13 protein-coding genes are annotated in these 25,636 nt (G+C 72.7%); 12 read left to right on the top strand and 1 reads right to left on the bottom strand.

Features of this window, described 5'->3' with window-relative positions; translation table 11 throughout:
- Positions 1 to 5 precede the first annotated feature (5 nt).
- Positions 6 to 1,049 (bottom strand): aspartate-semialdehyde dehydrogenase, encoded by a 1,044-nt coding sequence (locus ABZX79_RS17265; protein WP_355257528.1) that lies wholly within the window; start codon positions 1,047 to 1,049, stop codon positions 6 to 8.
- 308 nt (positions 1,050 to 1,357) lie between these two features.
- Here ABZX79_RS17265 and ABZX79_RS17260 point away from each other — a divergent pair, with 308 nt between their 5' ends.
- Genes ABZX79_RS17260 through ABZX79_RS17205 form a run of 12 tightly spaced genes read left to right on the top strand, consistent with a single transcriptional unit; the run spans position 1,358 to position 25,556 of the window.
- On the top strand, positions 1,358 to 1,951 hold the full coding sequence (locus tag ABZX79_RS17260) for an NAD(P)H-dependent oxidoreductase (protein ID WP_355257525.1): 594 nt from the start codon (positions 1,358 to 1,360) through the stop codon (positions 1,949 to 1,951).
- Positions 1,952 to 1,959: 8 nt separating this feature from the next.
- On the top strand, positions 1,960 to 2,766 hold the full coding sequence (locus ABZX79_RS17255; RefSeq protein WP_355257522.1) for an alpha/beta fold hydrolase: 807 nt from the start codon (positions 1,960 to 1,962) through the stop codon (positions 2,764 to 2,766).
- Positions 2,763 to 4,430, top strand: a complete 1,668-nt coding sequence (locus ABZX79_RS17250; protein ID WP_355257519.1) for a condensation domain-containing protein — start codon at positions 2,763 to 2,765, stop codon at positions 4,428 to 4,430. Before ABZX79_RS17255 ends, ABZX79_RS17250 begins: the two co-directional genes overlap by 4 nt.
- Positions 4,420 to 6,339 carry an amino acid adenylation domain-containing protein gene (locus ABZX79_RS17245; protein ID WP_355257516.1) on the top strand — a complete coding sequence of 640 codons (1,920 nt, stop codon included), beginning with the start codon at positions 4,420 to 4,422 and terminating at the stop codon, positions 6,337 to 6,339. The genes ABZX79_RS17250 and ABZX79_RS17245 overlap by 11 nt, the downstream gene beginning before the upstream one ends.
- Positions 6,336 to 11,273, top strand: a complete 4,938-nt coding sequence (locus ABZX79_RS17240; RefSeq protein ID WP_355257513.1) for a beta-ketoacyl synthase N-terminal-like domain-containing protein — start codon at positions 6,336 to 6,338, stop codon at positions 11,271 to 11,273. The genes ABZX79_RS17245 and ABZX79_RS17240 overlap by 4 nt, the downstream gene beginning before the upstream one ends.
- Positions 11,266 to 12,531, top strand: coding sequence for a MupA/Atu3671 family FMN-dependent luciferase-like monooxygenase (locus ABZX79_RS17235; protein WP_355257510.1), 1,266 nt, complete (start codon positions 11,266 to 11,268; stop codon positions 12,529 to 12,531). The genes ABZX79_RS17240 and ABZX79_RS17235 overlap by 8 nt, the downstream gene beginning before the upstream one ends.
- The gene (locus ABZX79_RS17230; RefSeq protein WP_355257507.1) at positions 12,528 to 16,610 is read left to right on the top strand and encodes an amino acid adenylation domain-containing protein; all 4,083 of its coding nucleotides are present in this window, start codon (positions 12,528 to 12,530) and stop codon (positions 16,608 to 16,610) included. Before ABZX79_RS17235 ends, ABZX79_RS17230 begins: the two co-directional genes overlap by 4 nt.
- Positions 16,603 to 17,859 carry an MFS transporter gene (locus ABZX79_RS17225; RefSeq protein ID WP_355257504.1) on the top strand — a complete coding sequence of 419 codons (1,257 nt, stop codon included), beginning with the start codon at positions 16,603 to 16,605 and terminating at the stop codon, positions 17,857 to 17,859. Before ABZX79_RS17230 ends, ABZX79_RS17225 begins: the two co-directional genes overlap by 8 nt.
- The gene (locus ABZX79_RS17220) at positions 17,856 to 21,056 is read left to right on the top strand and encodes a condensation domain-containing protein (RefSeq protein ID WP_355257501.1); all 3,201 of its coding nucleotides are present in this window, start codon (positions 17,856 to 17,858) and stop codon (positions 21,054 to 21,056) included. The genes ABZX79_RS17225 and ABZX79_RS17220 overlap by 4 nt, the downstream gene beginning before the upstream one ends.
- A complete protein-coding gene (locus tag ABZX79_RS17215; protein WP_355257498.1) occupies positions 21,053 to 21,382 on the top strand; it encodes a hypothetical protein in 330 nt (109 codons plus the stop codon). Before ABZX79_RS17220 ends, ABZX79_RS17215 begins: the two co-directional genes overlap by 4 nt.
- A complete protein-coding gene (locus ABZX79_RS17210; protein ID WP_355257495.1) occupies positions 21,361 to 22,977 on the top strand; it encodes an AMP-binding protein in 1,617 nt (538 codons plus the stop codon). The genes ABZX79_RS17215 and ABZX79_RS17210 overlap by 22 nt, the downstream gene beginning before the upstream one ends.
- Positions 22,974 to 25,556: an amino acid adenylation domain-containing protein gene (locus tag ABZX79_RS17205; RefSeq protein WP_355257493.1), complete on the top strand. Its 2,583-nt coding sequence runs from the start codon at positions 22,974 to 22,976 to the stop codon at positions 25,554 to 25,556. The genes ABZX79_RS17210 and ABZX79_RS17205 overlap by 4 nt, the downstream gene beginning before the upstream one ends.
- Positions 25,557 to 25,636: the final 80 nt, after the last annotated feature.

Below are 25,636 nucleotides of genomic sequence, written 5' to 3'. Positions count from 1 at the left end.
GTCCCTTACACGTGCCCCTTGGCTACTAATTCCTCCATGATCTGGAGGGCGTTGAGTGCGGCGCCCACCCGCAGGTTGTCGGTGACCAGCCACAGCAGGAAGCTGTTCGGGTTGGTGGGGGAGACGCGTATCCGTCCCACGTGGATGTGGTTCGGGTCGCCCAGCGTGGCGGGCGTCAGCACGTCCCCGTGCATGCCGTCGTCATGGACGGTTACGTCGGCCTGCGCGCTCAGCAGCGCGCACAGTTCCGTACGGTCCACCGGTGACAGGCACTCGATCCACACCGCCGCCGAATGTCCATTGACCACCGGGACCCGGACACAGGTCGCCGTCACGTCGAGGTCGGGCAGGCCGAGGATCTTGCGTGACTCCTGGAGCAGCTTCTGCTCCTGGAGCGTGAAGCCGTTGGCCAGCACCTGGCCGATCTGCGGTACGACGTTGAACGCCAGCGCGGGGGTGAACTCCTTGGCCGGCATCTGCGCCTGCGGGTCCTGCAGCGCGAGCCTGGACGCCTCCTGGAGCTCCTCGATGCCGGAGTGGCCGCTGCCGGACGCGGCCTGGTACGTACTCACGACGATCTGGCGGACCCCCCAGCGGCGCTCCACGTCCCGGACGACGCGGACCAGCGGGATCGTGACGGAGTTGGGGTTGGCGATCACGCCGGCCGCCGGGCGGCGGTCCAGCTCCGCGGCGTTGACCTGCGGGACCACCAGCGGGATGTCGGCGTTCATCCGGAAGGCGAAGGTGTTGTCGATCACCAGGGTGCCGTGGGCCACCGCGACCGGCACCCAGGCGCGGCTGACGGCGTGACCGGCGGAGAAGAAGACCACATCGGCATCGCCGAAGTGGAAGGCGGTCAGGTCCGTAACCCGGTAGTCCCGGTCTCCGACCCGGATTTCGAGGCCGGCCGAGCGGGCGGAGGCCACGAGGTGCAGTTCCCGGTAGCGCAGTCCCCGGTCCTCGATCAGTTCGAGGAGGGTGCCACCCACCGCGCCGGTCGCGCCGACGATGGCGATGCGCGGGGCGAGCGGGTCGTCGACCAGGGGCATGGATATCGCCGATCGAGTAGAGCCGGGTGAGTGGGGGAGCGGTCGCCGGTCGACCGGCGTCGAAAGCAGGGGGCAAATTATCGCCGTACCGGGTCTGACCAGCAATCACAAGCACACGCGGATCGTCGATGGCTCCCATCGGCGACGCCGATCGGCCGGACGTCCGGCGAGCGGCCGATCGGAATCACCGAAGCCGACCATCGGATCTGCCCGTCGGGAGGACGTTGACCCCGAAGTTTCGCTTGACCAAGGGTTGGGGTCGAACGGTCCTGGGCGACCGGGAGTTCGCCAATCGAATGGGTGGGTTCATGCAGCAGGCCGTCAAGGTCGTCGGAGTCGGGGGGTCCTCCCGGCCGGGCTCCACCGCGGAGCAGGGGCTTCGGGTGGTGCTGGCCGAAGCGGCCCGGCTGGGGGCGGACGTCACCCTGATCGGCGGCGCCGAACTGGTCATGCCGCTCTACGATCCGCGTGCCGTGGCACTGCCGCCCGAGGCCCACCGCCTGCTGGCCGCGCTCGTCGTCGCCGACGGCGTGGTCCTCGCCAGTCCGGCGTACCACGGGACGGTGTCGGGCCTGCTGAAGAACGCCCTGGACTACACCGAGGAGTTGCGGGAGGACAGCAGGCCGTACCTGACCGGACGCGCCGTCGGCTGCCTGGCCGTGGGGCAGGGCTGGCAGGGCGCGGTGAGCACCCTGGGCGCCCTGCGGGACGTCGTGCACGCGCTCCGGGGCTGGAGCACTCCGCTGGGGGTCGCGATGAACAGCGCGGCGGCGGGCTTCACCGCGGGCGGGGAGTGCGACGACCCGCACATCCAGGGGCAGTTGACCGCGATGGCCGGCCAGGTCGTCGAGTTCGCCGAGGCGCACCGGGCCCTGCGGGCCACGGCGCTCCCGGCACGGTGAGGGACGTCGTGGAGAACGTGGACGCCGATGCGGAGGCGAGTCGCTGGATCCGGTGCTTCCACCCGAAGCCGGAGGCCGCGCACACCCTGGTCTGCTTTCCGCACGCGGGCGGTTCGGCCAGCTACTACTACGGGCTCTCGGCGGCGCTGGACGCGGACATCGAGCTGCTGGTGATCCAGTACCCCGGCCGGGAGAACCGGCTGTTCGAGGAGCCTGCCCGGTCCGTCGCGGCGCTGGTGGACTCCGTGACCGAGGTGCTGGCCGGCCGGCTCGGCGTCGTACGTCCGGTTCTGTTCGGGCACAGCATGGGGGCGATCGTCGCCTTCGAGGTCGCGCGGCGGCTGGAGCGGTCGGACGTTGGCCCGGCGCCCACGGGGCTGGTCGCGTCGGCCTGTTCGGCCCCTTCGAACCGTTCGGAGCGAGCTGAGCGCCTGGCTCCGGTTGGCGAGGAGCACGACAGCGACGTGCTCGCGCGGATCATGGGGCTGGGCGGCACCGCCCAGGGCGTCGGCGAGCACGCGGAGCTGATCGCGCTGGTCCTCCCGGCGATACGAGCCGACCTGGCAGCCCTGGCGTCCTACCGGGCGGCCGACGGCGCCGCGGTCGGCTGCCCCGTCACGGTGTTCGTCGCGGACGGCGACTCCGATGTGCCGGTGGCGGACGCCGGGCTGTGGGGCACGCACACCACCGCGGGCGACACCGAGGTGCACGTCTTCGAAGGCGATCACTTCTATCTCAGCAAGGTGCCGAAAGACTTTCTCGACCTGCTCCAGGAAACTGTGCGCACTTCTCGCCCGGAGACCTCACCCGCATGAAAACCATGGGATTCGTGGAAGAAGAGCTCGCCCAGATGTGGGCGGAGCTGCTGGACGTCGCCGGTGCGCCGGTGGACATGGAGTCGGGGTTCGCCGGCCTCGGCGGCGGGCCGGACGAGGCGCGGCTGCTCGCCGCCCGTATCGACGAGGAACTCGGCGCGCACGTCGCGGCGGACGGGCTGCTGGGCGCGGACACGCTGGAGGCGATGGGCCGCCTGGTGCGCGAGGCCATGGAACGGGCCAGGGCGGAACGGGCCGGGGCGGACCGGTCCACGGCCGTCGCGTCCGTTCCCGCCGGTCCCCGCGCGGGCGCCCGGCAGGAGCGGCCCCAGCTGTCGTTCGCCCAGCAACGGCTGTGGTTCATGCAGCAGATCGACCCCGACACCACCCTCTACAACGTGCCGACCGTGCTGCGCCTGCGCGGCGCCCTGGACCGGGCCGCCCTCGGCCGGGCCCTCGACGCCCTCGTCGCCCGCCACGAGGTGCTGCGGACGACGTACGCCGCTCCGTCCGGCCGCCCGTACCAGGTGATCGGGGACCCGGCGCCGCTGGATCTGCCGTACACGGACCTGACCGGCGCCGCCGACCCGGCGGGCGAGGCGGACCGCGTCGCGGCCGACGAGGCCGCGGGTGTGTTCGACCTGGCCGCCGGGCCGCCGCTGCGGGCCCGGCTGGTGCGGGTCGGCGCGGACGAGTACCGGCTCGTCGTGACGTTCCATCACATCGCCGTTGACGGGTGGTCGGTGGAGGTCTTGTTCCGCGAGCTGGGTCAGCTCTACGGGTGTGGGGACTCGCTGTCCGATGTGACGCTGCACTACGCCGATTACGCGGCCTGGCAGCGCGAGCGGCTCCAGGGCGAGACCCTGGACGCCCTCGTCGGGCACTGGCGCGGTGCGCTCGGGGACGACCCGAAGGCGCTCGCCGTACCGACCGACCGGCCGCGCGGCACGACGCGGAGCTTCCGGGGTGCCGTCGTCACGCGCGAGCTGGGGCCGGAAATCGTCGCGGCGGTACGAGAGTTCAGCCGCCGCGAGCGTGTCACTCCGTACATGACCCTCTTCGCCGGCCTGCACACGCTGCTCGCCGGCTGGTCGGGCGCCACCGACATCACGGTCGGCACCCCGGTCGCGGGCCGGGACCGGCCCGAGCTCCAGGACCTGGTCGGCTGCCTGATCAACATGGTTCCGGTACGGGTCCGGCTGGACGGCGGCCCCGGATTCCGCGAGCTCCTGACCCGGGTCCGCACGGCGGTGCTCGACGCGTCCGCGCACCAGGAGCTGCCCTTCGACAAGCTGGTCGAGGCCCTGGTGTCCCGGCGCAGCCGCGACTTCATGCCGGTCTTCCGGGTGATGTTCAGCTTCATCAAGGAGCGGTCGGAGCCGGTCTTCGCCGGGCTCGACGGGTGCTCCCTGGACCTCACCGGCCCGCAGGACACCGCGAAGTACGACCTCAGCCTGTACGCGGAAGAGCGCGGCGCGGGCCTCGCTCTGACTCTTGAGTACGACACCGATCTGTTCGGGCCGGACACCCCGGCCGCGCTGCTGTCCGCCTACGAGCGGACGTTGACGGAAGCGACGGCCCGACCACAGACGCCGGTACTGGAGCTCGCGGCGGCCCGGTTCGGCGCCGCCGGCACTGAGAGGAACCCCCACCGTGACCGTTGACCAAATGGCCACACCCGCACCCCGGCCCCCGGCGACCATCGACGCGTGGTTCGCACGGCAGGCGGCAGCGCGCGGCGACGCCGTCGCCGTGACCGGCCGCGACGGCCGGCTGACCTACCGCGAGCTGGAGCGCGACGCCAACCGGCTCGCCCACCACCTGCGCGCCCTCGGCGTCGGCCCCGAAGTGCCGGTCGCCGTCTGCATGGAGCGCACCACCGGCCTGGTGACGGCGCTGCTCGCGGTGCTCAAGGCAGGCGGGGCGTACGTACCGCTCGACCCCTCCGCTCCGGACGAGCGGCTGCGCTTCACGCTCACCGACGCGGGCGCCGCCGTCCTGCTGACGGATGCGGACACGGACGGGCGCGGGCTGCGTGCCGCGCACACGGTGCTGATGGGCGGACTCGGCGGTGGCGTCGACCTGACGGCGTACCCGCAGACCGCGCCCGAGGACCCCGGCACCGGGCCGGCGAGTCTCGCGTACGTCATCTACACCAGCGGCTCGACCGGCACCCCCAAGGGCGTCATGATCGAGCACCGCAATGTGACGGGCCTGCTGAGCGGTGTCCGCGACCGGTTCGGCTTCGGGCCGGACGACGTGTGGTCGATGTGCGCGTCCGCCGCGTTCGACGTCTCTGTGTGGGAGATGTGGGGCGCCCTGCTGCACGGTGGCCGGCTGGTCGTCGTACCGGACGAAGTGCGCCGGGCACCTCAGGAGTTGCACGCGCTGCTGCACCGCGAGGGCGTCACCGTGCTCAACCAGACTCCGGCCGCCTTCCGGCAGCTCGTACGGTACGAGGAGGAGTACGACGGACTGGGCCCCCTCGCCGGGCTCGCGCTGCGGCTGGTGGTCTTCGCCGGGGAGGCGCTGCCGCCCGAGATGCTGCGGCCGTGGATCGCGCGGCACGGCGACGAGGTGCCGGTGCTGGTGAACATGTACGGGATCACCGAGACCACCGTGCACTCCACCTACCGCCGGATGACCTCGGCCGATCTCGAAGGTGCGGCCGGCAGCATGATCGGCGGCGCCATCGGCGGCTGGACGCTGGACGTGATCGGCGCGGACGGCGAGCGGGCGGCGGGCGGCGAGGCCGGTGAGCTGTACGTCGGTGGCGCGGGCGTGGCCCGCGGCTACCTGGGCCGCCCCGCCCTCACCGCTGAGCGCTTCCTGCCCGACCCGGACGCGGCCGTGCCGGGGGCCCGCCGGTACCGGTCGGGCGACAGTACGCGGCGCGCGGTCGGCGGTGAGGGCCAGGGAGACCACGAGTACCTGGGCCGCCTCGACCACCAGGTGAAGATCCGCGGCTATCGCATCGAGCTCGGCGAGATAGAGAACGCGCTCACCCGCCACCCCGCCGTCCGCGACACCGTCGTGGTCGTCGACCAGGACGCGGCGGGAGCCCCGCGGCTTGTCGCGTACTGGATGGCCTCGGCCGGGTCGCCGGCCGGGCCGTCCGAACTGCGCGAGCACCTGGGGCTGACGCTGCCCGAGTACATGCTGCCGAATGTGTACGTCGTCCTGGACCGGCTGCCGCTGACCCCCAACGGCAAGGTGGACCGGCGCGCGCTGCCCGCTCCTGAAGCGGTACGCCCCGAGCTCGACGCGGAGTTCGCGGCGCCCGGGACCCCCGTCGAGAAGGCCCTCGCCGACATCTGGGCCGAGGTGCTCTCGGTCGACCGGGTGGGACTGGACGACGACTTCTTCGAGCTGGGCGGCCACTCGATGCTCGCCACCGAAGCCGTGGCCCTCACCAAGGAACAGCTCGGCGTCGGCGCGACGCTGCGGCTGTTCTTCGACCGGCCGACGGTACGGGAACTCGCGAGCGCCCTGGACGAGCTGCTCGCCGTACAGCACGACACCGGCGACGACAGCCGGTCCGCATCCCACCCGCACGGGGAGAAGAACGCATGACGTACGAGACGGATCTGCCACTGCCATCACTGCCACCACTGCCCGAGCAGGCCGTAGCCATCATCGGAATGAGCGGCCGCTTCCCGGGCGCCGCGGACGTCGACGAGCTGTGGCGCATGGTGGCGGCGGGCGAGGAGGGGCGTACGTCCTACTCCGACGAAGAGCTGGCGGCGGCCGGGGTTTCTGCGGAGCTGCTGAGCGACCCGGCGTACGTGAAGTCCGGTTTCCCGGTGGACGGGTTCGACCGCTTCGACGCCGACTTCTTCGGTGTCACCCGGTCCGAGGCCGAACTCATGGATCCGCAGCACCGGTTGCTGCTGGAGACCGCCTGGCAGGCGCTGGAGCGGGCGGGGTATCCGGCGAAGGCGTTCGAGGGGCGGACCGGTGTGTTCGCCGGCACGTCGGGGAGCGGCTACCTCCAGGAGCGGATCGCTTCGCGCGGCGGCGGGTCCGGCGACGGTGGCCGGATCTCGGACGAGATCCAGGTCGCGATCGGCAACGACCCCGGCATGCTGGCGTTGCGGGTCTCGTACAAGCTCGGTCTGACCGGGCCCAGCTTCACTGTGCAGAGTGCGTGTTCGTCGTCGCTGGTGACGGTTCATCTGGCGGTGCAGTCGCTGCTCAGCCGGGAGTCCGACCTGGCGCTGGCGGGCGGTGTGGCGGTGCGTGAGTTCGAGCCGCGCGGCTACCGGTACGAGGAGGGCGCGATCCTCTCGACGGACGGCCACTGCCGGCCGTTCGACGCGGACGCCTCCGGGACCGTTTCCGGTGACGGTGTGGCGCTGGTGGTCCTCAAGCGGCTGGAGGACGCGGTCGCCGACGGCGACCACATCCACGCGGTGATCCGCGGCAGCGCGGTCAACAACGACGGCTCGGCCAAGATCGGCTTTACCGCCCCGTCGCCGCACGGCCAGGCCGAGGTGATCGCGGAGGCGCTGGCGGTGGCCGGGGTCGAGCCGCGTACGGTCCAGTACGTCGAGGCGCACGGCACCGCGACGCCGCTCGGCGACCCGATCGAAGTCCAGGCGCTGACGGAGGCGTTCGGCCCGGACGCGGCCGCCGGGTCGGTCTACCTGGGCTCCGTGAAGTCGAACGTCGGCCACCTGGACGCGGCGGCCGGTGTCACGGGCCTGATCAAGGCGACGCTGGCGCTGGAGCACCGCTTCATCCCGCCGACGGCGCACTTCGGCAGCCCGAACCCCCGCCTCTCCCTGGACAAGGGCCCGTTCCGGGTCAACGCGGAGGGTGTGCCGTGGCCGGATACGGAGCCGGAGCTGGCGCCGCGCGCCGGGGTGAGTGCGTTCGGCATCGGCGGCACGAACGCCCACGTGATCCTCGAGGCGGCGCCGGTCGCGGCGCGGGCGGACGGTGAGACCGACGCCGACGCCGACGATTGGCATGTGCTGCCGCTGTCGGCCCGTACGCCCGAAGCCCTGGACGCGGCTGCCGCGCGTCTCGCGACGACCCTCAGGGCGGATGTGACCGGGCGCTCCGCCGCTGTACGCCCGGCGGCGGCCCTGGCGGCGGGCGGGCCTGGGCGGGATGCCGGGCTGGACGCCGCGAACGACGCTGGCACGCGTCTAGCGGCGGCGCCCTCGGTGGGCGGGTCCGGGTCGGACGACGCTGCTGCGCGCCCCGGGGCGGCCTTGGCGGCGGGCGGGCGTGGGCGGGATGCCGGGCTGGTTGGCGCCGCGCGTCTCGCGGCCGACGGGGTCGGGCAGGGCGCAGGGCACGACGCCGTCGGGCTCGCCGACATCGCGTACACCCTGCAAGTCGGGCGTGGTGCCTTTCCGTATCGGCGTACGGTCGTCGCCAGCGACCGCGTCGGCGCTGCCGCCGCGCTGGAGCGGGCCGGCGGTGCCGTCGGCGCCGTGCCGGACGAGGCGCCCGACGTCGTGTTCGTCTTCCCGGGGCAGGGCGCGCAGTACGCGGGCATGGGCGCCGAGTTGTACCGCACCGAGCCGGTGTTCCGTGACGCGCTCGACCGGTGCGCCGAGATCCTCCGCCCCCAACTGGGCTGGGACGTCCGCGAGGTGGCCTTCGCCGCCGACCGGGGCCAGGCCAAGGAGCGGCTGCGGCAGACCCTCTACACCCAGCCCACCGTCTTCAGCATCGACTACGCCGTCGCGCAGCTGCTCATGTCGTGGGGCGTACGCCCCGACGCCATGACCGGGCACAGCCTCGGCGAGCTCGTATCGGCGTGCCTGTCCGGGGTGTTCAGCCTGGAGGACGCGCTGCGCGTCGTCGCCCGGCGTGCCGCCCTCATGCAGGACCTGGCCCCCGGCCGGATGCTTTCCGTACTGCTGGACGAGGCGGCCCTGACCAAGGCGCTGGACGGTCTGACCGCGACAATCGCCGCCGTCAACGCGCCCGGCTCCTGCGTCGTCGCCGGTACGCCCGAAGAGGTCGCCGACGCGCGCCGGGTGCTGGAGGCCCAGGGTGTGTCCGTACGGGAGCTGGAGACGTCGCACGCCTTCCACACCGCGCTGGTCGAGCCGGCCCTGCCCGGTCTCGCCGAGGTGCTGCGTTCGGTGCGGCTGAACACGCCGCAGATCCCCTTCCTGTCCAATGTGACGGGCACCTGGATCACCGACGAGCAGGCCACCGACCCCGACTACTGGGTGTCCCACACCCGCGCGCCGGTCCGCTTCTCCGACGGGATCACCGCCCTTGCCGAGCGCGGTGATGTGGTCCTCGTCGAGGCCGGGCCCGGCAGCCAGCTCAGCGGGCTCGTGCGGATCCACCCGGAGCCCTCGCCCGTCGTCACCCTGCTGCGCAAGCCGCGCGGGGAGGCCGAGGAGCAGTCGGCCGAACCCCGCACCGTACGCGAGGGGCTGGCCGAGCTGTGGCGGCACGGTGTGGACGTCGACTGGGCCGCTCTGCACGGCGACCGGGCCCGGCGCCGCGTGCCGCTGCCCGCCTACCCGTTTGCCGGACGCAGTTACCTGCTGCCCAAGCCGGAGGGCGCCGCCGGCGCCGGGAACGTACGTACCGACCCCAAGCGTTGGATGTACGCCCCGGTCTGGCACCGCGCGCCCCTCCCGCAGGCGGAGGAGCCGGACACAGCGGGACCGCTCAGCTGGCTCGTCCTCGCGGACGGAGCCGGTCTCACCGACGGGCTGACCGCCGCCCTGCGCGGGCGCGGCCACACCGTCACGACGGTGCGCAAGGCAGCGGCGTACGCCCGTACCTCCGACCACGCCTTCGACGCCGACCCCGCCGACGCGGGCCACCTCGGCCAGGTCGTCAAGGAGCTGCGGCAGGCGGGCGCGGCCCCGGACCGGGTCGTGCACGCCTGGGCGGTGACGGGTGAAGGGGACGACTGCGGTGATGCGGTACGCCGCTACGCCCTCGGCCTGGACACCGGTTTCCACAGCCTCGTCGCCCTCGCCCAGGCGCTCGGCGAGACCGGTGAGGACCGCCCGGTGCGGATCGACGTACTCACCGACAGCCTCCAGGACGCGCACGGTTCGGCCGTGGTCCGGCCCGAGCGGGCCACCCTGTACGGCGCGGTCACCGTGCTGCCGCAGGAGTACGCCTGGCTCACCTGTCGCAGCGTCGACGTCGTCCTCCCCGGCGACGACGCCGCCACCCGCACCCGCCTCACCGCGCAGCTGGGCGCCGAACTCGCGGGCGAGGGGCGCGAGAACCTCGTCGCCTACCGGGGCGCCCAGCGCCTCCTGCGGGCCTTCGCGCCGGTCGAGCTGGCCGCCGTACCCACCGGGCGGGCGTGGCGCGAGGGCGCCGGGTACCTCGTCACCGGCGCGTCCGGCGAGACCGGGCTGGTCTTCGCCGAGCAGATCGCCGCCGGCGGGGCGAGGGCCCTGCTCGTCGGCGCCCCGGGCTTCCCCGCCGAGAGCGAGTGGGACGCCTGGCAGAGCGGAGCCGCCGGTGACGACGACCGCGTACGCGACCGGGTCACCCGCCTCGTCGCCCTGCGCGCCGCCCACCCCGACACCGTCGCCTACCGCACCGCCGACCTGGCCGACCCCGGCCAGGCGCGCGCCACCGTCGAGGAGGCCCGTAGCGTGCTGGGCGCCATCAACGGCGTACTGCACCTCGCCGACGACCGGGGCTCCGGCCTGACGGCGCTCAAGACGCGCGACGACTTCGACGCCGTACTGGCGGCCCGAGTGAAGTCGACCCTGCTGCTTGACGAGCTGCTGGCGGGTGACGGGCTCGACTTCTTCCTCACCGCCTCCGCCACCACCGGCATCGTCGGCGGCTTCGGCCAGGCCGAGAACTGCGCGGCCGCCACCTTCCTCGACGCCTTCGCCCAGGCGGCCACCGCCGCCGGCCGGCCGACGGTCACTGTCGACTGGTCGCAGTGGGACTGGGACGACTGGTTCGAGCAGCAGATGGCGGGCCTGCCGGAGGTGCGGGAGCTGTACGAGCGGCTGCGCCTCTCCCAGGGCATCCCGGCCACCGACGGCCTGGCGCTCGCGCGGGCGGCCCTGACCGGCGGGCTCCCGCAGGTCGTGGTCTCCAGGGCCGACTTCCAGGACGTACTGGCCGACCAGTCCGGGCTGACGGCGACCTCGTTCACCGACTCGCTCGGCAGCGGCCGCGCCCGTACCGACGACGACTGGGACCCGGCGACGGTGTGGCCGGACGACGAACTCGCCCAGTCCGTCGCCCGGGTGTGGCACGAGATGCTCGGCGTCTCCCCGATCGGGCCCGACGACGACTTCTACGACCTGGGCGGCAACTCGCTGTTCGCCATCCAGATCGTCGGGCGGCTGCGGCAGGCCCACGGCGACTTCCCCATGAGCGCCGTCTTCGAGGCGCCGACCGTCCCGGGACTCGCCGCCACGATCCGCTCCCACCAGGCCGAAGCGATCGGTCTGGACGAGTTCGAGGCACTGCTGCGCGAGGTCGAGAGTCTCTCCGCCGGTGAGGCCGAGGCAAAGCTGAAGGGTGACGACCGTGTCTGACCTGTCCGACGAGTCCGAGGTCGCGCGCAAGCTCAAGGAGCGGCTGTCCTCGCTCTCCCCCGAGCAGCGCGCCGTACTGGAACGGTCCATGCGCGAGCGCAACGTCAAGGCGCCGTCCGCCGTGGACTCGGGTGCGCGGGCCGCGACCAAGTCCGAAACCCCGCGCCGCACCCGGCGCCCCGGCAGCACCATGGACTTCAGCCTCTTCTTCTTCTCCGGCGACGGTACGGCCAAGGGCCCGGGCAAGTACCAGCTGCTGCTGGACAGCGCCCGTTACGCCGACGCCAACGGCTTCGACGGCATCTGGGTCCCCGAGCGCCACTTCGTCGACTTCGGCGGCCTCTACCCGAACCCGTCGCTGCTGGCCTCCGCCATCGCCGTACTGACCGAGAACATCCAGATCCGCGCGGGCAGCTGCGTCCTTCCCCTGCACCACCCGGTGCGGGTGGCAGAGGAGTGGGCGGTCGTCGACAACCTGTCCGGCGGCCGGGCCGCGATCTCGGCGGCGTCCGGATGGCACCCGGACGACTTCCTCCTCGCGCCGGGCGACGGGCAGCAGCGCTACCCACGCCGCAAGGATGAGATGTTCGAGTCGATCGACGCCGTCCAGCGGCTGTGGTCGGGCGAGAGTGTCGAATTCCCGCGCGCGGACGGTTCGTTGCAGTCCGTACGCACGCTTCCGCGCCCACTCCAGCCGAAGCTCCCGGTGTGGGTGTCGGCGCAGGGCAGCATCGAGACGTTCGTACGGGCCGGGGAGATCGGCGCGTACGTGCTGACCGGCCTGGTCGCCCAGCGCCCCGCCGACCTGAAGGACAAGACCGCCGCTTACCGGGAGGCGCTCGCCAAGGCCGGGTACGACCCGGCCGAGGGCCGGGTCACCGCGATGGTGCACACCTTCGTCGGCTCGGACAACGACGAGGCCAGGGAGACGGTACGGGGGCCGCTGACCGCGTACCTGAAGACCTTCCTCGAACAGCAGGACAGCTTCGGCAGCGAGTTCTCCAAGCTGAACGACGCCGAGCGCGACGTCATGCTCAACGCCACCTTCGAGCGCTACTTCGACACGCTGGCGCTGCTCGGCACGCCCGACAAGTGCGAGTCCCTGATCGAGGACCTGGTCGACATCGGCGTCGACGAGGTCGCCTGCCTCGTCGACTTCGGGCTCGACCCCGGCCAGGTCCTCAAGGGCCTCGACCACCTCACCGAACTCAAGAACCGCTACCGCCACCGGGGCGAGACCGAAGGAGAGCAGTCGTGACCGGACTCGCAGACCGGCTGGCCGGCCTCACCCCCGCGCAGCGCGCCCTTCTCGACCGGCGCATGCGCGAGCGCAGCACCAGCACCGTCACCAACGCGCCCGTGCCGCGCAGGAAGCGGGAGAACCGCGTACCGCTCACCGTGGACCAGGAACGCATCTGGCTGATCCACCAGTTCGACCCCGAAGACCCCGTCTACAACGTGTACTTCGCCTCCCGGCTGCATGGCGAGCTGGAAACGGACGCGCTCCAGCGTGCCGTGGACGCCTTCGTGCAGCGTCATGAGGCGATGCGGACGACGTTCGAGCAGGACGGGCACGCTCCCGTTCAGGTGATCCACGACTCCATGGCGGTGCCGCTGGACCATCAGGACCTGCGGTCCGTGCCGGCCGACCGGCGCGAGGACGAGATGATGCGGCTCGCGACGGAGGAGATGCGCAAGCCGTTCGACCTGGTGAAGGGACCGCTGCTGCGGATCGCCCTGCTGCGTGTCGGTGACCGCGAGCACGTCCTGGTCGGCACGGTCGACCACCTGGTCTGGGACCGGGGCTCGATGGGCATCTTCAACGCCGAGATCGCCGAGTTCTACTCGGCGTTCGCCACCGGCCGCGAGCCGCAGCTGCCCCCGATCGAGGTGCATTACCCGGACTACTCCGAGTGGCAGCCGCAGTGGCTGCGCGAGGAGGTCCAGCGCAAGCACCTGCCGTACTGGAAGAAGCAGCTCGAAGGCGCCGACCTGGTGCTGGAGCTGCCGACCGACCGGCCCCGGCCGCCCCTCCAGACAGCAAATGGTGCTCGCTACCAGTTCCCGCTGACGCCGGAGCTGACGCAGGCAATCCGCGACCTCGCCAAGCGCGAGGACGTGACCGTCAACATCGCCCTCCTTGCGGCCTGGCAGTTGATCCTGCACCGGCTCACCGGGCAGCAGGACATCGTGGTCGGCACCACCTCGTCGACCCGCAGCAGGCCCGAGACCGAGCCGATGATCGGCTACTTCCTGACCATGCTGCCGCTGCGCACCACGGTCCGGCCGGCGATGACCGTACGGGAACTGCTCCAGGCGACCCGCACCACCATGATGGGCGCCTTCGACCACCACGACATCCCCTTCGGGACGCTGCTGGACGAGCTGGACCTGGACCGCGACCCGAGCCGTACGCCGATCTACCAGACGTCGTTCATCCTCGTGGACTTCCTCCACGAGGAGGAGACCCCCATGGCCGGGCTGACCGTCGAGGAGCTGATGCTCGACAACGCCACCGCCAAGGACGACGTGATGCTGGGCTTCTTCGACGACCCGGCACTCGCGGACGACCACTTCCACGGGGTGCTGGAGTACAACACCGACCTGTTCGACGAGAGCACGATGGCCCGGATGGCCCGGCAGATCGTGCGTCTCCTTGAGCAGATGTCCGAGGACGCGGGGCGCGCGGTGCGTGACCTGTCGCTGCTCGGGCCGGACGAGGCGCACACGGTGCTGGTCGACTGGAATCGGACCGAGGCGGCGCGCGAGCCCGGCGTCTCGCTCGATGTTCTGATACGTCGTCAGGCTGCGGCCACTCCCGACGCGGTCGCCGTCTCCTGCGGCGACGAGCAGCTGACGTACGCCGACCTGCTGGAACGGGCGGGTCGGCTGGCCTCGTACCTCCAGCAGCGGGGCGTGGAGCCCGAGACCGTCGTCGGGGTCTGCCTGGAGCGCTCCGTCGACCTGGTGGTCGCCCTGCTGGGCGTCGTCATGTCGGGTGGCGCCTACCTGCCGCTGGACGCGGGATACCCGCCGCAGCGCCTGGCCACCATGACCGGCGACGCGGACGCCAGGTTCCTGCTGACGCGTTCCGGGCTGCTGGACAGCCTCGTGGACTGTCCCGGCGAGCGGATCTGCCTGGACACCGACGCGCAGGCCGTTGCCACCGCCCCGGCCGTCCCGGTGGCGGTCGCAGCGGGCGAGGACCGGCTGGCGTACGTCATCTACACCTCCGGGTCCACCGGCCGCCCCAAGGGCGTCGAGGTCACCCACCGGAACCTCTCCAACCTCCTGCTGGCGATGTCCGCCGAGACCGGCCTCGGCGCCGGTGACACCCTCACCGCCGTCACTCCGGTCACCTTCGACATCGCGGGCCTGGAGCTGTACGCGCCGCTCATCAGCGGGGCCCGGGTGCACGTCGTACGCAAGGAGGAGGCGGTCGACGGCCGCCGCCTGGCCGCTCTGCTCGCCGAGACGTCCGCCACCGTCATGCAGGCCACCCCCGCCACCTGGCAGCTCCTGGTGGAGGCCGGCTGGCGCAACGACGGATCTCTGCGCGTCCTGGTCGGCGGCGAGGCGCTGCCCCCGGCGCTGGCCGAGCAGCTCGTCCGCGAGCCCGGGCGTACCTGGAACGTCTACGGCCCGACCGAGACGACCATCTGGTCCACCGCCCACCGCCTGGACAGCGGCACCGAGCAGGTCTCCATCGGCCGCCCGCTCGACAACACCCAGGTGTACGTGCTCGACGAGCGCCTGGAGCCTGTCCCGGTCGGCATGCCCGGCGACCTGTACCTGGGCGGCACCGGAGTGGCGCGCGGTTACCGGGGGCGGCCGGCGCTCACCGCGGAGCGGTTCGTACCCGATCCGTACGGCGGCCGGCCCGGCGCGCGGCTGTACGCGACGGGCGACAAGGCGCGGCTGCGGGAGGACGGCACGCTCGTCTTCCTCGGCCGCGACGACGGCCAGGTCAAGCTGCGCGGCTTCCGTATCGAACTGGGCGAGATCGAGGCCCGGCTGGAGGAGCACCCGGCGGTGCGCCGCGCGGTCGCCCTCGTACGGGAGGACCGGCCGGGGGACAAGCGGCTGACCGGATACGTGGTGGCGGCGGACGAGGCCGAGGGTGCCGGCCCCGGCGCCGAGGAGCTGCGCGAGCACCTGCGCCGCTTCCTGCCCGACTACATGGTCCCGTCCGCGATCGTCGCCCTGGACGCCTTCCCCCTCAACACCAGCGGCAAGATCGACCGTCGCGCTCTGCCCGAACCCGTCATCGAGCGGGACGCCGCGAGCTACGTCCCGCCGCGCGACGCCGTCGAACTCGACGTCGCGCACATCTGGGAGGAGGTGCTCGGGGTCAGGCCCATCGGTCTGCACGACCGGTTCTTCGACCTGGGCGGCCACTCCCTGCTCGTCCTGCGGCTGATGGCCGAGATCGAGAAGCGCTTCGGGCAGCAGCTGCCGATGGCCGCGATCTTCCGGGGCGCCACGGTCGAGCGGTTCGCGCGCATGCTGCGCGACGGCTACCAGGACGAGGCGGACGTACACCTCGTGGAGATCGGCTCCGGCTCCACCGGCACCCCCGTCTTCTTCGCCCACCCGGCGGGCAGCGAGGTCGTCTGCTACATGCCGTTCGCCGGCCTCATGTCGGGCGGCGACCGGCCGCTGTACGCCCTGGCCTCGCCCCCACCGGTCGACGGAGTCCTGCCGTACGCCGACTTCGGGGCGCGCGCGGCGGCGTACGCGGAGCTGATCCGCGATGTGCAGCCCGAGGGCCCGTACACGGTGGCCGGCTGGTGCTACGGCGGTACGAACGCTTTCGCCGTCGCCGGAGAGCTGGAGAAGACGGGCGCGGAGGTGTCCGTCATCATGATGGACTCGCACCCGCCGGCCGAGGTCCCGGAGGGCTCCGAGCCCGATCCCGCCGACATCGTCGAGGCCATCGCCGCCAACCTCCAGTGGGACTACGGCAACGCGCTGAAGTCCGTGGAGGAGCTCAAGGGGATGACCCCCGACGAGCACCTCGACTACCTCCTCGCCATCGCCCGCGCCTCCGACTACCTGCCGCCGGACGCAGGCCGCGAGCAGGTCCGCGACATCCTCGACCTCTGGGTCGCCAACCTGCGGCTCGTCTGGAACTTCCGCCCCCTGCACGTCAAGGGCCGGGTCACCCTGATCCGCGCGGCCGAGGAGACGTACGACTCGACCGAGGCGTGGCGCGAGCTGACAGCCGAGGGCGGTCTTGACGTCCGGGTGGTCGAAGGCAACCACTACACGATGATGCGCCACCCCCACATCGAGGGCGTCGCCACAATTCTGAACGAGGTGGTTGACAGTGCTTGAACTGCTCAAGGACCGGACGTACTTCCGCTATTGGCTGGCCGTCGTCGCGTCCTTCCTCGGTGACGCGATCACCAAGATCACCCTGATTTACGTGGTGGCGACGGAGACCTCGAACCCGGTCCTGTACGTGTCCCTCGTGGTCATCGCCCAGCTGCTGCCCTCCGGCGTGCTGGGGGCGTTCGTCGGCCCGCTGGCCGACCGCTTCCCCGCTCGCGGGCTGATGGTCGGCTCCGACCTGGTGCGGGTGGCGCTGGTGCTGGCGATGATCCCGGTACGGGATTCGCCGCTGCTGCTGCTCGTACTGATCCTGCTCACGGGCATCGCCAAGGCGTTCTTCGAGACGGCCCGGATCACCGCGATCCCGCTCATCGTCCGGGGCCACAGCATCCCGACGGCGGTCGCCCTCTTCCAGTCCACGAACCACACTCTGAACCTCGTGGGCCCCGCCCTGGGCGGGCTGCTCCTCGCGTTCGGCAGCGTCTCCGCCGTCTTCGTCATCGACGCGGCCACCTTCGTGGTCTCGGCGGTGCTGCTGGGCAGCATGGCTGTGCTGCGCGAGGTCCCGGTCCCCGGCCCGGACAGCGGCCGGGAGTCGTACTGGAAGTCGCTCGGCACCGGCATCTCCGGCGTGCTCGCGGTCCCCTCGCTGCGTTTCCTCGCGATCATCCTGGTGCCGGTGATGCTCGTCCTCGGGCTCTTCACCACCAACCTGAACTCCCAGCTCCTGAGCGTCTTCGACCTGTCCGCCTTCAACTTCGGTATGGCACAGGCGGCGTTCGGCGCGGGCTGCGTGATCGGGGCCCTTACCGGTCCTGCGCTGGTACGCCGGTTCTCCGACCGGGGGCTGCTCATCGGCTCGATCGTGCTGTTCGGGGCGTCCCTGCTGCTGCTCGCCCCGACCGGCTGGCTGCGGGACTCGCTGGGCGACTCGCTCGGTGTGTCCGTCGTGCTGGCCTGGTGCCTGGTGGCGGGGATCGGCTCCGGTCTCTTCCAGGTGCCGGTGGCCAACACCCTGATCAGCGACCTGCCCGAGGAACTGCGCGGGCGCGGCGTCGGGCTGCTCAACGCCCTGATGGTCAACTTCACCATCGTCGGTGTGGTCCTGGGCGGCCTGGCGGCCGACCTGATGGGCATCGCCGCGTCGATCATCGTGGCGGGCGGGCTGCTGCTGCCGGCCGCGGCGGTGCTGGCCGCCGCGTCGGTGCGTAACCGGAACAAGACCGAGGCGGGGGCGGGGGTGGCCTCATGACGGCCGCCGAGCGGCTTTTCCCTCTCACGCCCGCCCAGCGGCGGCTGTGGGCGCTGGCCCAAGTGCGGCCGGACGATCCCTTCTTCAGCATTCCGTTCGCCGTCGGCATCGACGGGCCGCTCGACGCGGCGGCTCTCGGGCGCGCGCTGGAGGAGGTCGTACGCCGCCATCCCGCTCTGCGCACCCGGATTGTGCGGGGCGCGGACGGGGAGCCCGTGCAGTGCGTCCGGGTGTCGCCGGAGTCGGTGGCGCTGCCTGTCGTCGACGCGCGGGACGACTCGGCGGCGGTGGCCGAGGCGTTCGCGCGCGAGCCGTTCGCCGTGGACGGCGGTCCGCTGCTGCGGGTGCGGCTGCTGCGGCTGGACGACACCACGCACCGGTTGCTCGTGGGCGTACACCACATCGTCTTCGACGGGGCGTCGCTGGAGGTCTTCACGTCCGAACTGACAGCGCTGTACGACGCGTTCGCGCAGGGGAGCCCGTCGCCGCTGCCGGAGCCTGCCGTGGAGTACGGCGCATTCCTGGCCCGGCGTACGGAGGAGGACGAGCGGGGCGCGGCCGCGAACCTGGCGTACTGGACCCAGCGGCTGGCCGGCTCGCCCGAGGTGCTGGAACTGCCCCTCGCCGGGCCGCGCCCGGCTCGCGGCGGGCACGAGGGCGAGCGGCGCACGGCCGTGATCCCGCACGAGGTGGTGGAGCCGCTGCGGCGGCTCGCCCGTACCAAGCGGTGCAGCTCGTTCATGGTGCTCAAGGCCGCGTGCGATGTGGTGCTCAGCCAGTACGGCGGGACCGACGTCCTCACGGGCATGGCGGTCTCCGGGCGGGACACGACCGACAGCGCCGGGCTCGTCGGCTACCTCACCCGGCCGGTGGTGCTGCGCGCCGACCTGTCCGGCGACCCGGAGTTCGGGGAGCTGCTGCGGCAGGTGCGCGGGGATTTGCTGGACGCACTGGACCACGCCGACCTGCCGGTCGACGAGGTCATGGACCGGCTCGGGGCAGCGCGTGACCCGAGCTATCACCCGCTGTACCAGGTCATGTACACGCACTCGCCGGCCGCGCCCGTGCGGCGGGTGGCGGACGCGGTGTTCACGGTGGGGGAGCTGCGGCTGCCCACCATGAAGACCGACCTTGCCATCGACACCATCGAGACCGACGAGGGCCTGCTGGCCCTGGTCGACTTCCGCACCGCCCTCTTCGAGGGCGCGACGGCGGAGCGGCTGCTGGTCCGGCTGCGGACCGTACTGGAGCGCATAGCCGCCGACCCCTCGTCGCGGGTGTCCGCGCTGCTGCGGCCGACGGCCGGGGAGCGGCGGCAGCTGGTGGAGGAGTGGAACCCGGCGGGCGAGGAGTCTGCGGGCGGCGAGGTGCTGCACGCGATGGTGGCCGAGCAGGTCGCTCGTACGCCGGACGCGGTGGCGGTGGCGCAGGGTTCGCGTACGTGGACGTACCGCGAACTGGACGACGCGGCGGCCTTGTTGGCTGCACGGCTGGTGGAGTACGGCGTCACGCCGGAGACCCCGGTGGGGGTCTGCGCGCCCAAGTCGTTCGCGCTGGCTGCCGCCCAGCTGGGCGTGCTCAAGGCGGGCGGGGTGTGCGTTCCGCTGGACCCGGAGCTGCCGGCGTTCCTGCTGCGGCTGGCTGTGGACGATGCGGGGCTGACGACGGTGCTCGCGGACCTGGACTCCTCATCGCTGTTCGACCACACGCGGGTGCGGGTGGTCGAACTGGAGCAGCTCGCGGAACCGGCCGGCTCGGCCCCGGCCGCGCCGCTGCCCGCCGTGTCGCCCGCCAACGCCGCCTGGGTGCTGCGCACATCGGGCACCACGGGCGACCCACTGCCCGTGCTCGCCGAACACCGGAACCTGACCTCCCGCCTTCGCTGGGCCCACCGGGAGCTGCCCGCCGGGGCGCTGGACGCGGTGGCGCAGCTCAGCCCGCCGGATTCACCAGGCGCGGTGTTCGAACTCTTCGCCCCGCTCACCGGGGGCGGCCGCGCGGTCGTGCCGGAGGCCGCCCCTACGGGCACGGTGTACGCCGCTCCGTCCGCCCTCGCGGGCTTGCTCGGCGACGGCCGGGACGCCGTACCGGCGACGGTCCTCGTCGGTGGTGAACTTCTCGCGCCGGCCACCCTTCGTGCGGCGTACGCCGCCGGGGTCGGTGCGGTCCACCACCTCTACGCCGCCGCCGAGACGGCGGGACCCGCCCTCGGCGGACCGGTCACCCCGGACGGGACCGGCCGGCCGGTTCCGCTCGGGCTTCCGGCCGGCGCCACGGCGTACGTCCTCGACCGGCGTGGGGAGCTCGTCCCGCCGGGCGTCGTCGGTGAAGTCCACATCGGGGGCGACGCCGTCACCCGTGGCTACCTGAACGATCCTCGTCGCACGGCGCAGTGCTTTCGCCCCGACCCGTACGGGAAGCGCCCCGGCGGGCGCCTGTTCGCCACCGGTGACCTGGCACGGCACACGCCCGACGGGCGGTTGGTGTTCGCCGGGCGGACAGGTGAGCAGGCGCGCGTGCGCGGCGTCCGGGTGGCCGCCGCCGACATCGAGGCGGCGCTGCTGGCGTACCCCCGCGTCGTACGCGCCCATGTGACGACGGGGGCGCCCGAGGGCATCGACGCCGCTGTCGCCGCCCCGCCGGGGGCGGCGGCCCCGACCGCCGACGAGCTGCGCGCGCACCTGCGCGAGCTGCTGCCCGGCTACATGCTGCCGACCCGGATCGGCGTACTGGAGCAGCTGCCGCTGCTGCCCAGCGGCAGACCGGACGGCGCGGCCGTCGCCCAGGCGCTGGAGCAGGCACTTGCCGAGGAGGCGAAAGCCGCCCAGCGCGAGGCCCAGCCGCCGGTGAGCGGCACCGAACAGCTCGTCGCCGCCGCCTGGCGGGAGGTGCTCGGCCGCACGGTCGGTCCCGCCGAGAGCTTCTTCGACGCGGGCGGCAACTCGCTGCTGCTGATCCGGCTGCGCGACCGGCTGCGGACCGCGCTGGAGTGCGAGGTCGACGTGGTCGACCTGTTCCGGCACTCCACCGTGCGCGCCATGGCGGCCTTCCTCGGGAAGAACGCCGGCGGCGGAGACGGCGCCGTGCCCCCGGCCGCCGTGCAGGCCGCCACCGGCGCGGAGGAGCGCGGCCAGGCCCGGCTGCGCGCCATGCGCGCCCGGCCGACCAGGGAGCGGACCCCGGGGCGGTCGCGATGACGACGAAGGTGCTCTCCGTGCGACAGGGGTACACCGCCGACCGGTCGGCGCGGGGCCTCCCGCGCCCGACAGCCCGCCCCGCCCGACGGCGCTGCCTCGAGCGGCAGGCGAGCGGACTCAGCGCGGAACTGGCCGGTGGCCACCGGGGGTTCGGCCGACCGGACGACCTCACCCGCCGCGCGGCCGGGTCGGCCACTCCGGCCGTTGTCGGCGACCGCAGCACCCGACACGCGCACGCGGCGTCCGAAGACCCGTTTCGGCGCCGCCCGACCGGCAGCGACCTCGTGGAGAACCTGGAACGTACATGGATATCGAGGAACCGATGACGCCCGACACCGCCCCTCTCCCCCACCGCACGATGTACCAGTGGTTCGAGGAATCGGCCCTGCGCCTGCCGGACCACCCCGCACTGGAGATCCGCGACGAAGTCCTGACCTACGCCGAGCTGCGCCGCCTCGCCCTCACCCTGGCCGCCCGCATCGTGCACAAGCACGGCGGGCTGCCCGACCGGGTCGCTCTGGCCGCCGCCCGTTCGGTGGGCGCGTACGCCGGATACCTGGCGATCCAGCGGCTCGGCGCGGCCGTGGTGCCGCTGAATCCGGACTATCCGCAGCAGCGCAACCTCGACATCGCCCAGCGCGCCGGGGTCACCGTCGCGCTCGTGGACGACCGGTCAGCCAAGCTCTTCGGCGTGCTCCCCGAGCGTCACCGGCCCACCGTGCTGGCCTTGGACGAGGACGAGCGCGCCGACCCGGAGCTGCTCGAAGAGGCGCTGGAGGAGACGCTGCCGCCGGTCCCCGCCGACCTCGACCGCGAGGCGTACATCCTGTTCACCTCGGGGTCGACCGGCCAGCCCAAGGGCGTACCGATCCTGCACCGCCACCTCTCGCCGTACCTCGAACACAACATCCCGCGTTACGAGATCGCACCCGGCAGCCGCCTCACCCAGTCCTTCGGCCTGACCTTCGACGCGCACGCCTTCGACCTCTTCGCGACCTGGGGCGGCGGCGGCACCCTGGTCGTCCCGATGGCGGCCGACCTGTACACGCCGGTCGACTTCACCGTGGAGCGCAAGCTGACCCACTGGTTCTCGGTGCCGTCGGTGGTGCGCGAGGCCCATCGGCTCGGGAATCTCCCGTTGGGACGCTGCGTCACGCTGAAGCACAGTATGTTCGGCGCCGAGCCGGTCACCGCCGAGCACGCCGCGCTGTGGCGCGAGGTGGCCCCGTACTCGCAGATCCACAATGTGTACGGTCCGACCGAGCTGGCCATCTGCTGCGCCAACCACCGCCTGACCGGCCCGAGTTCCGACTGGCCCGAGTTCACCGGCGGCACGGTGCCGATCGGCACGATGTACCCGGGCATGGAGGGCGTCCTGCTCGACCAGGACGGACTGCCCGCCGACGAGGGCGAGTTGTGCGTACGCGGCCCGCAGCGGTTCGACGGCTACCTCGACCCGCGCGAGAACACCGGCCGGTTCCTGTCGTACGAGGAGGGCGGCCGGGCCACCGTGTACGACGGCGCCGCCCCGCTCACCGACCGCCACTGGTACCGCACCGGTGACCGGGTCCGCCGCGAGGGCGGGCTCATGGTGCACTGCGGCCGACTCGACCAGCAGGTCAAGATCCGCGGCCACCGCGTGGAGATCGGCGAGGTGGAGGCCGTCCTGCGCCGCCATCCCGCCGTCGTCGACGTCGCCGTGATCGCACTCCCGACGGCGGAGGGCGAGACCGAGCTGGTCGCCGCCTACGCGGGCCGGGAGACGGACGCGGCGCGGTTCGACGCGTGGCTGCGCGACCAGGTGCCGCTGCACATGGTGCCCGCGCGGATCACGCGGCTCAACGGCCTGCCGCTCAACGACAACGGAAAGACGGACCGCAACGCGCTGGCGCGGATCCTCGGCACCCCGGAGGGGTCATGACTGACGCGACCGAGCTGGACCTGGGCCTGGACCTGGACCACTGGCGCACCGAACTGGCCGGCCTCGAACCCCTGGAGCTGCCCGCCGACCGCCCGCGCCCCTCCGTGCGTGAGCCCGGTACGGCCCGCCACACCCGCACCGTCCCGGCCGCTACGGCGGACGCCCTGCGCAAGGCCGCCGCCGGATACGGCGCGCCGCTGCCGGTCGTGGCGCTCGCGGCGTACCAGCTGCTGCTGGGCCGTTGGAGCCGTCGGCAGGACGTTGCCGTCGGCGAGCCAATATCGGGCGAACTCGCGGTCGTACGGACCGACCTGGCGGCAGCGGCGACCTTCGGGGACCTGGTGGAGCGGGTCGGTGCGGCGGTGCGCGGGGCGCAGGCCCGGCAGGGACTGCCGTTCTCCGAGCTCGTCGCCGCCCTCGTACCTGAGCCGGACACCAGCCACCATCCGCTGGTGCAGGCCTTGTTCGCCGTCTCGGACGCCGAGCTTCCCGCCACGGCCGGAAACTGTCCGCCTGACATGGCCCTGGTCTTCGCGGACCGGGGGGAGCCGGAGATCGAGGTGTGCCTCGACTTCAGCACCGCACTCTTCGACGCCGCGACCGCCGAGCGGTTCGCCGGGAACTACCTCACCCTGCTCGCCGCCGTCGCGGAGCACCCTGGCGACCCCGCGCTGAACGCCCTCGACATCCTCGACGCGCCCGAGCGGAGGCGCCTGCTCACCGAGTGGAGCGTGCGCCCCGCCGAGTTCCCGGCCGGGCGCGGTGTCGCCGAGCTGGTGGCCGAGCGGGCCCGGCAGACGCCCGACGCGGTCGCAGTCGTCTTCGGGGACGAGGAAGTGACGTACCGCGCCCTCAATGTCCGCGCCAACCGGCTGGCCCACCACCTGCGCTCCCTCGACGTCGCGCCGGACGTCCCGGTCGGCGTCTGCCTGGAGCGCGGCCCCGAGCTGATCGTCGCGCTGCTCGCGGTGCTGAAGGCGGGCGGGGCGTACGTACCGCTCGATCCGGAACACCCCGTGGACCGGCTCGACTTCGTGCTGCGCGACACCGCCGCGCCCGTCGTCGTCACGCAGGAGTCCCTGCGCGCACGGCTCACGGGCGAGGGCCGTGCGCTCGTCGCCGTCGACAGCGACACCGACCGCGAGACGGTCGCCGCGCGCAGCGAGGCGGACCCCGCCCCGGCCGCCGGTCCTGACGACCTGGCGTACGTCCTCTACACCTCCGGGTCCACCGGCACTCCCAAGGGCGTCGCCATCACGCTCGGGTCGCTGGTCAACCTGCTCTTCGCGATGCGGGAGATCTTCCCGGAGCCCGCGAGCGACCGGGTCCTGTTCACCACGTCCGCGACCTTCGACATCGCGAACGTCGAGGTGTTCCTGCCGCTGATCAGCGGCGGCCGGATCATCGGCGCCGACCGCGAACAGGTCCACACTCCGCGCGCGCTCGCCGCCCTCGTCGACCGGCACGACGTCACCCTCGTCCAGGCCACCCCGTCGGCCTGGCGGCCCCTGCTGGACGCCCTCGGCGACCGCTCCGAGCCGCGCGAGCTCACCATCTTCACCGCCGGTGAGGCGCTGCCCGCCGACCTGGCCGCCAAGATGCTGCGCGCGGGCCGCCGCGTCGTCAACGGCTATGGCCCGACGGAGACCACGATCTACGCGACGGTCGCCGAAATCCGTGACGCCTCCGGCCCCGTCCCGATCGGCCGCCCCACGCCGAACACCGAGGTGTACGTCGTGGACGAGGCCGACCGCCCGGTGCCCGTCGGCGTACCCGGCGAACTGCTCATCGGCGGCAAGGGCGTCGCCCGCGGCTACCTGGGCCGCCCGGAACTCACCGGCGAGCGCTTCACCGCCCATCCCTTCCCGGCGCATCCCTTCCCGGTGTCTGGCGCCGAAGGGCCCGAGGCGCGGGTCTACCGCACCGGGGACCTGGTGCGGTGGCTGGCGGACGGGAACCTGGAGTTCCTGGGCCGCCTCGACCACCAGGTGAAGGTGCGCGGCTTCCGCATCGAGCTCGGCGAGATCGAGTCGGCGCTGCTCGCCCACGCGGACGTGGCCTCCTGCGTGGTGACCGTCCGCGAGGACGTCCCCGGCGGCGTACCGGGCGAGAAGGCGCTCGTCGCGTACTGCGTGCCGGCGGACGGCCGCACGCTGAGCGTCGGTGCCCTGCGCGACTGGTGCGGACGCGGTCTGCCCGGCTACATGGTGCCCGGCGCCTTCGTCTTCCTCGACCGGCTGCCGCTGACCACCAGCGGCAAGACGGACCGCACCGCGCTGCCCGCCCCGGACGGCGAACGGACCGGCCTGGACGCCGAGTTCGTGGCGCCCCGCACCCCCGCCGAGCGTGCTGTCGCCCGTATCTGGGCCGAGGCGCTGTGGGCCGACGAGGTCGGCGCACACGACGACTTCTTCGAGCTCGGCGGCGACTCGCTGACCGCGACGCGGGTGGCCCTGCGGCTCCAGGAGGAGTTCGGCCTGGAGATCCCGGTGCGGGTGCTGTTCACCTGCTCGACCGTCGAAACGCTCGCCAAGGCCCTGACCACCGCCCGCCGCGCCGGAGGATTCACGGCCGCCTGATCCGTCGCCGTACGACCGGCGGACTGTCACCCGACGACAGCCCGCAGGACCGTCACGCCCCTTTTTCCCCGGACATCCCC

Source organism: Streptomyces sp. NPDC002994 (genome assembly GCF_040611155.1).
GTDB lineage: Bacteria > Actinomycetota > Actinomycetes > Streptomycetales > Streptomycetaceae > Streptomyces.
Note: the sequence above shows the minus strand (reverse complement) of the source record. Positions and strands in the feature narration are given on the sequence as shown.

What these genes read in the sequence shown, in the direction of transcription:
- ABZX79_RS17265 (WP_355257528.1), bottom strand. Translation starts at nt 1,049, where the DNA reads ATGCCCCTGGTCGACGACCCGCTCGCCCCGCGCATCGCCATCGTCGGC.
- ABZX79_RS17260 (WP_355257525.1), top strand. Translation starts at nt 1,358, where the DNA reads ATGCAGCAGGCCGTCAAGGTCGTCGGAGTCGGGGGGTCCTCCCGGCCG.
- ABZX79_RS17250 (WP_355257519.1), top strand. Translation starts at nt 2,763, where the DNA reads ATGAAAACCATGGGATTCGTGGAAGAAGAGCTCGCCCAGATGTGGGCG.
- ABZX79_RS17240 (WP_355257513.1), top strand. Translation starts at nt 6,336, where the DNA reads ATGACGTACGAGACGGATCTGCCACTGCCATCACTGCCACCACTGCCC.
- ABZX79_RS17220 (WP_355257501.1), top strand. Translation starts at nt 17,856, where the DNA reads ATGACGGCCGCCGAGCGGCTTTTCCCTCTCACGCCCGCCCAGCGGCGG.
- ABZX79_RS17215 (WP_355257498.1), top strand. Translation starts at nt 21,053, where the DNA reads ATGACGACGAAGGTGCTCTCCGTGCGACAGGGGTACACCGCCGACCGG.
- ABZX79_RS17210 (WP_355257495.1), top strand. Translation starts at nt 21,361, where the DNA reads ATGGATATCGAGGAACCGATGACGCCCGACACCGCCCCTCTCCCCCAC.
- ABZX79_RS17205 (WP_355257493.1), top strand. Translation starts at nt 22,974, where the DNA reads ATGACTGACGCGACCGAGCTGGACCTGGGCCTGGACCTGGACCACTGG.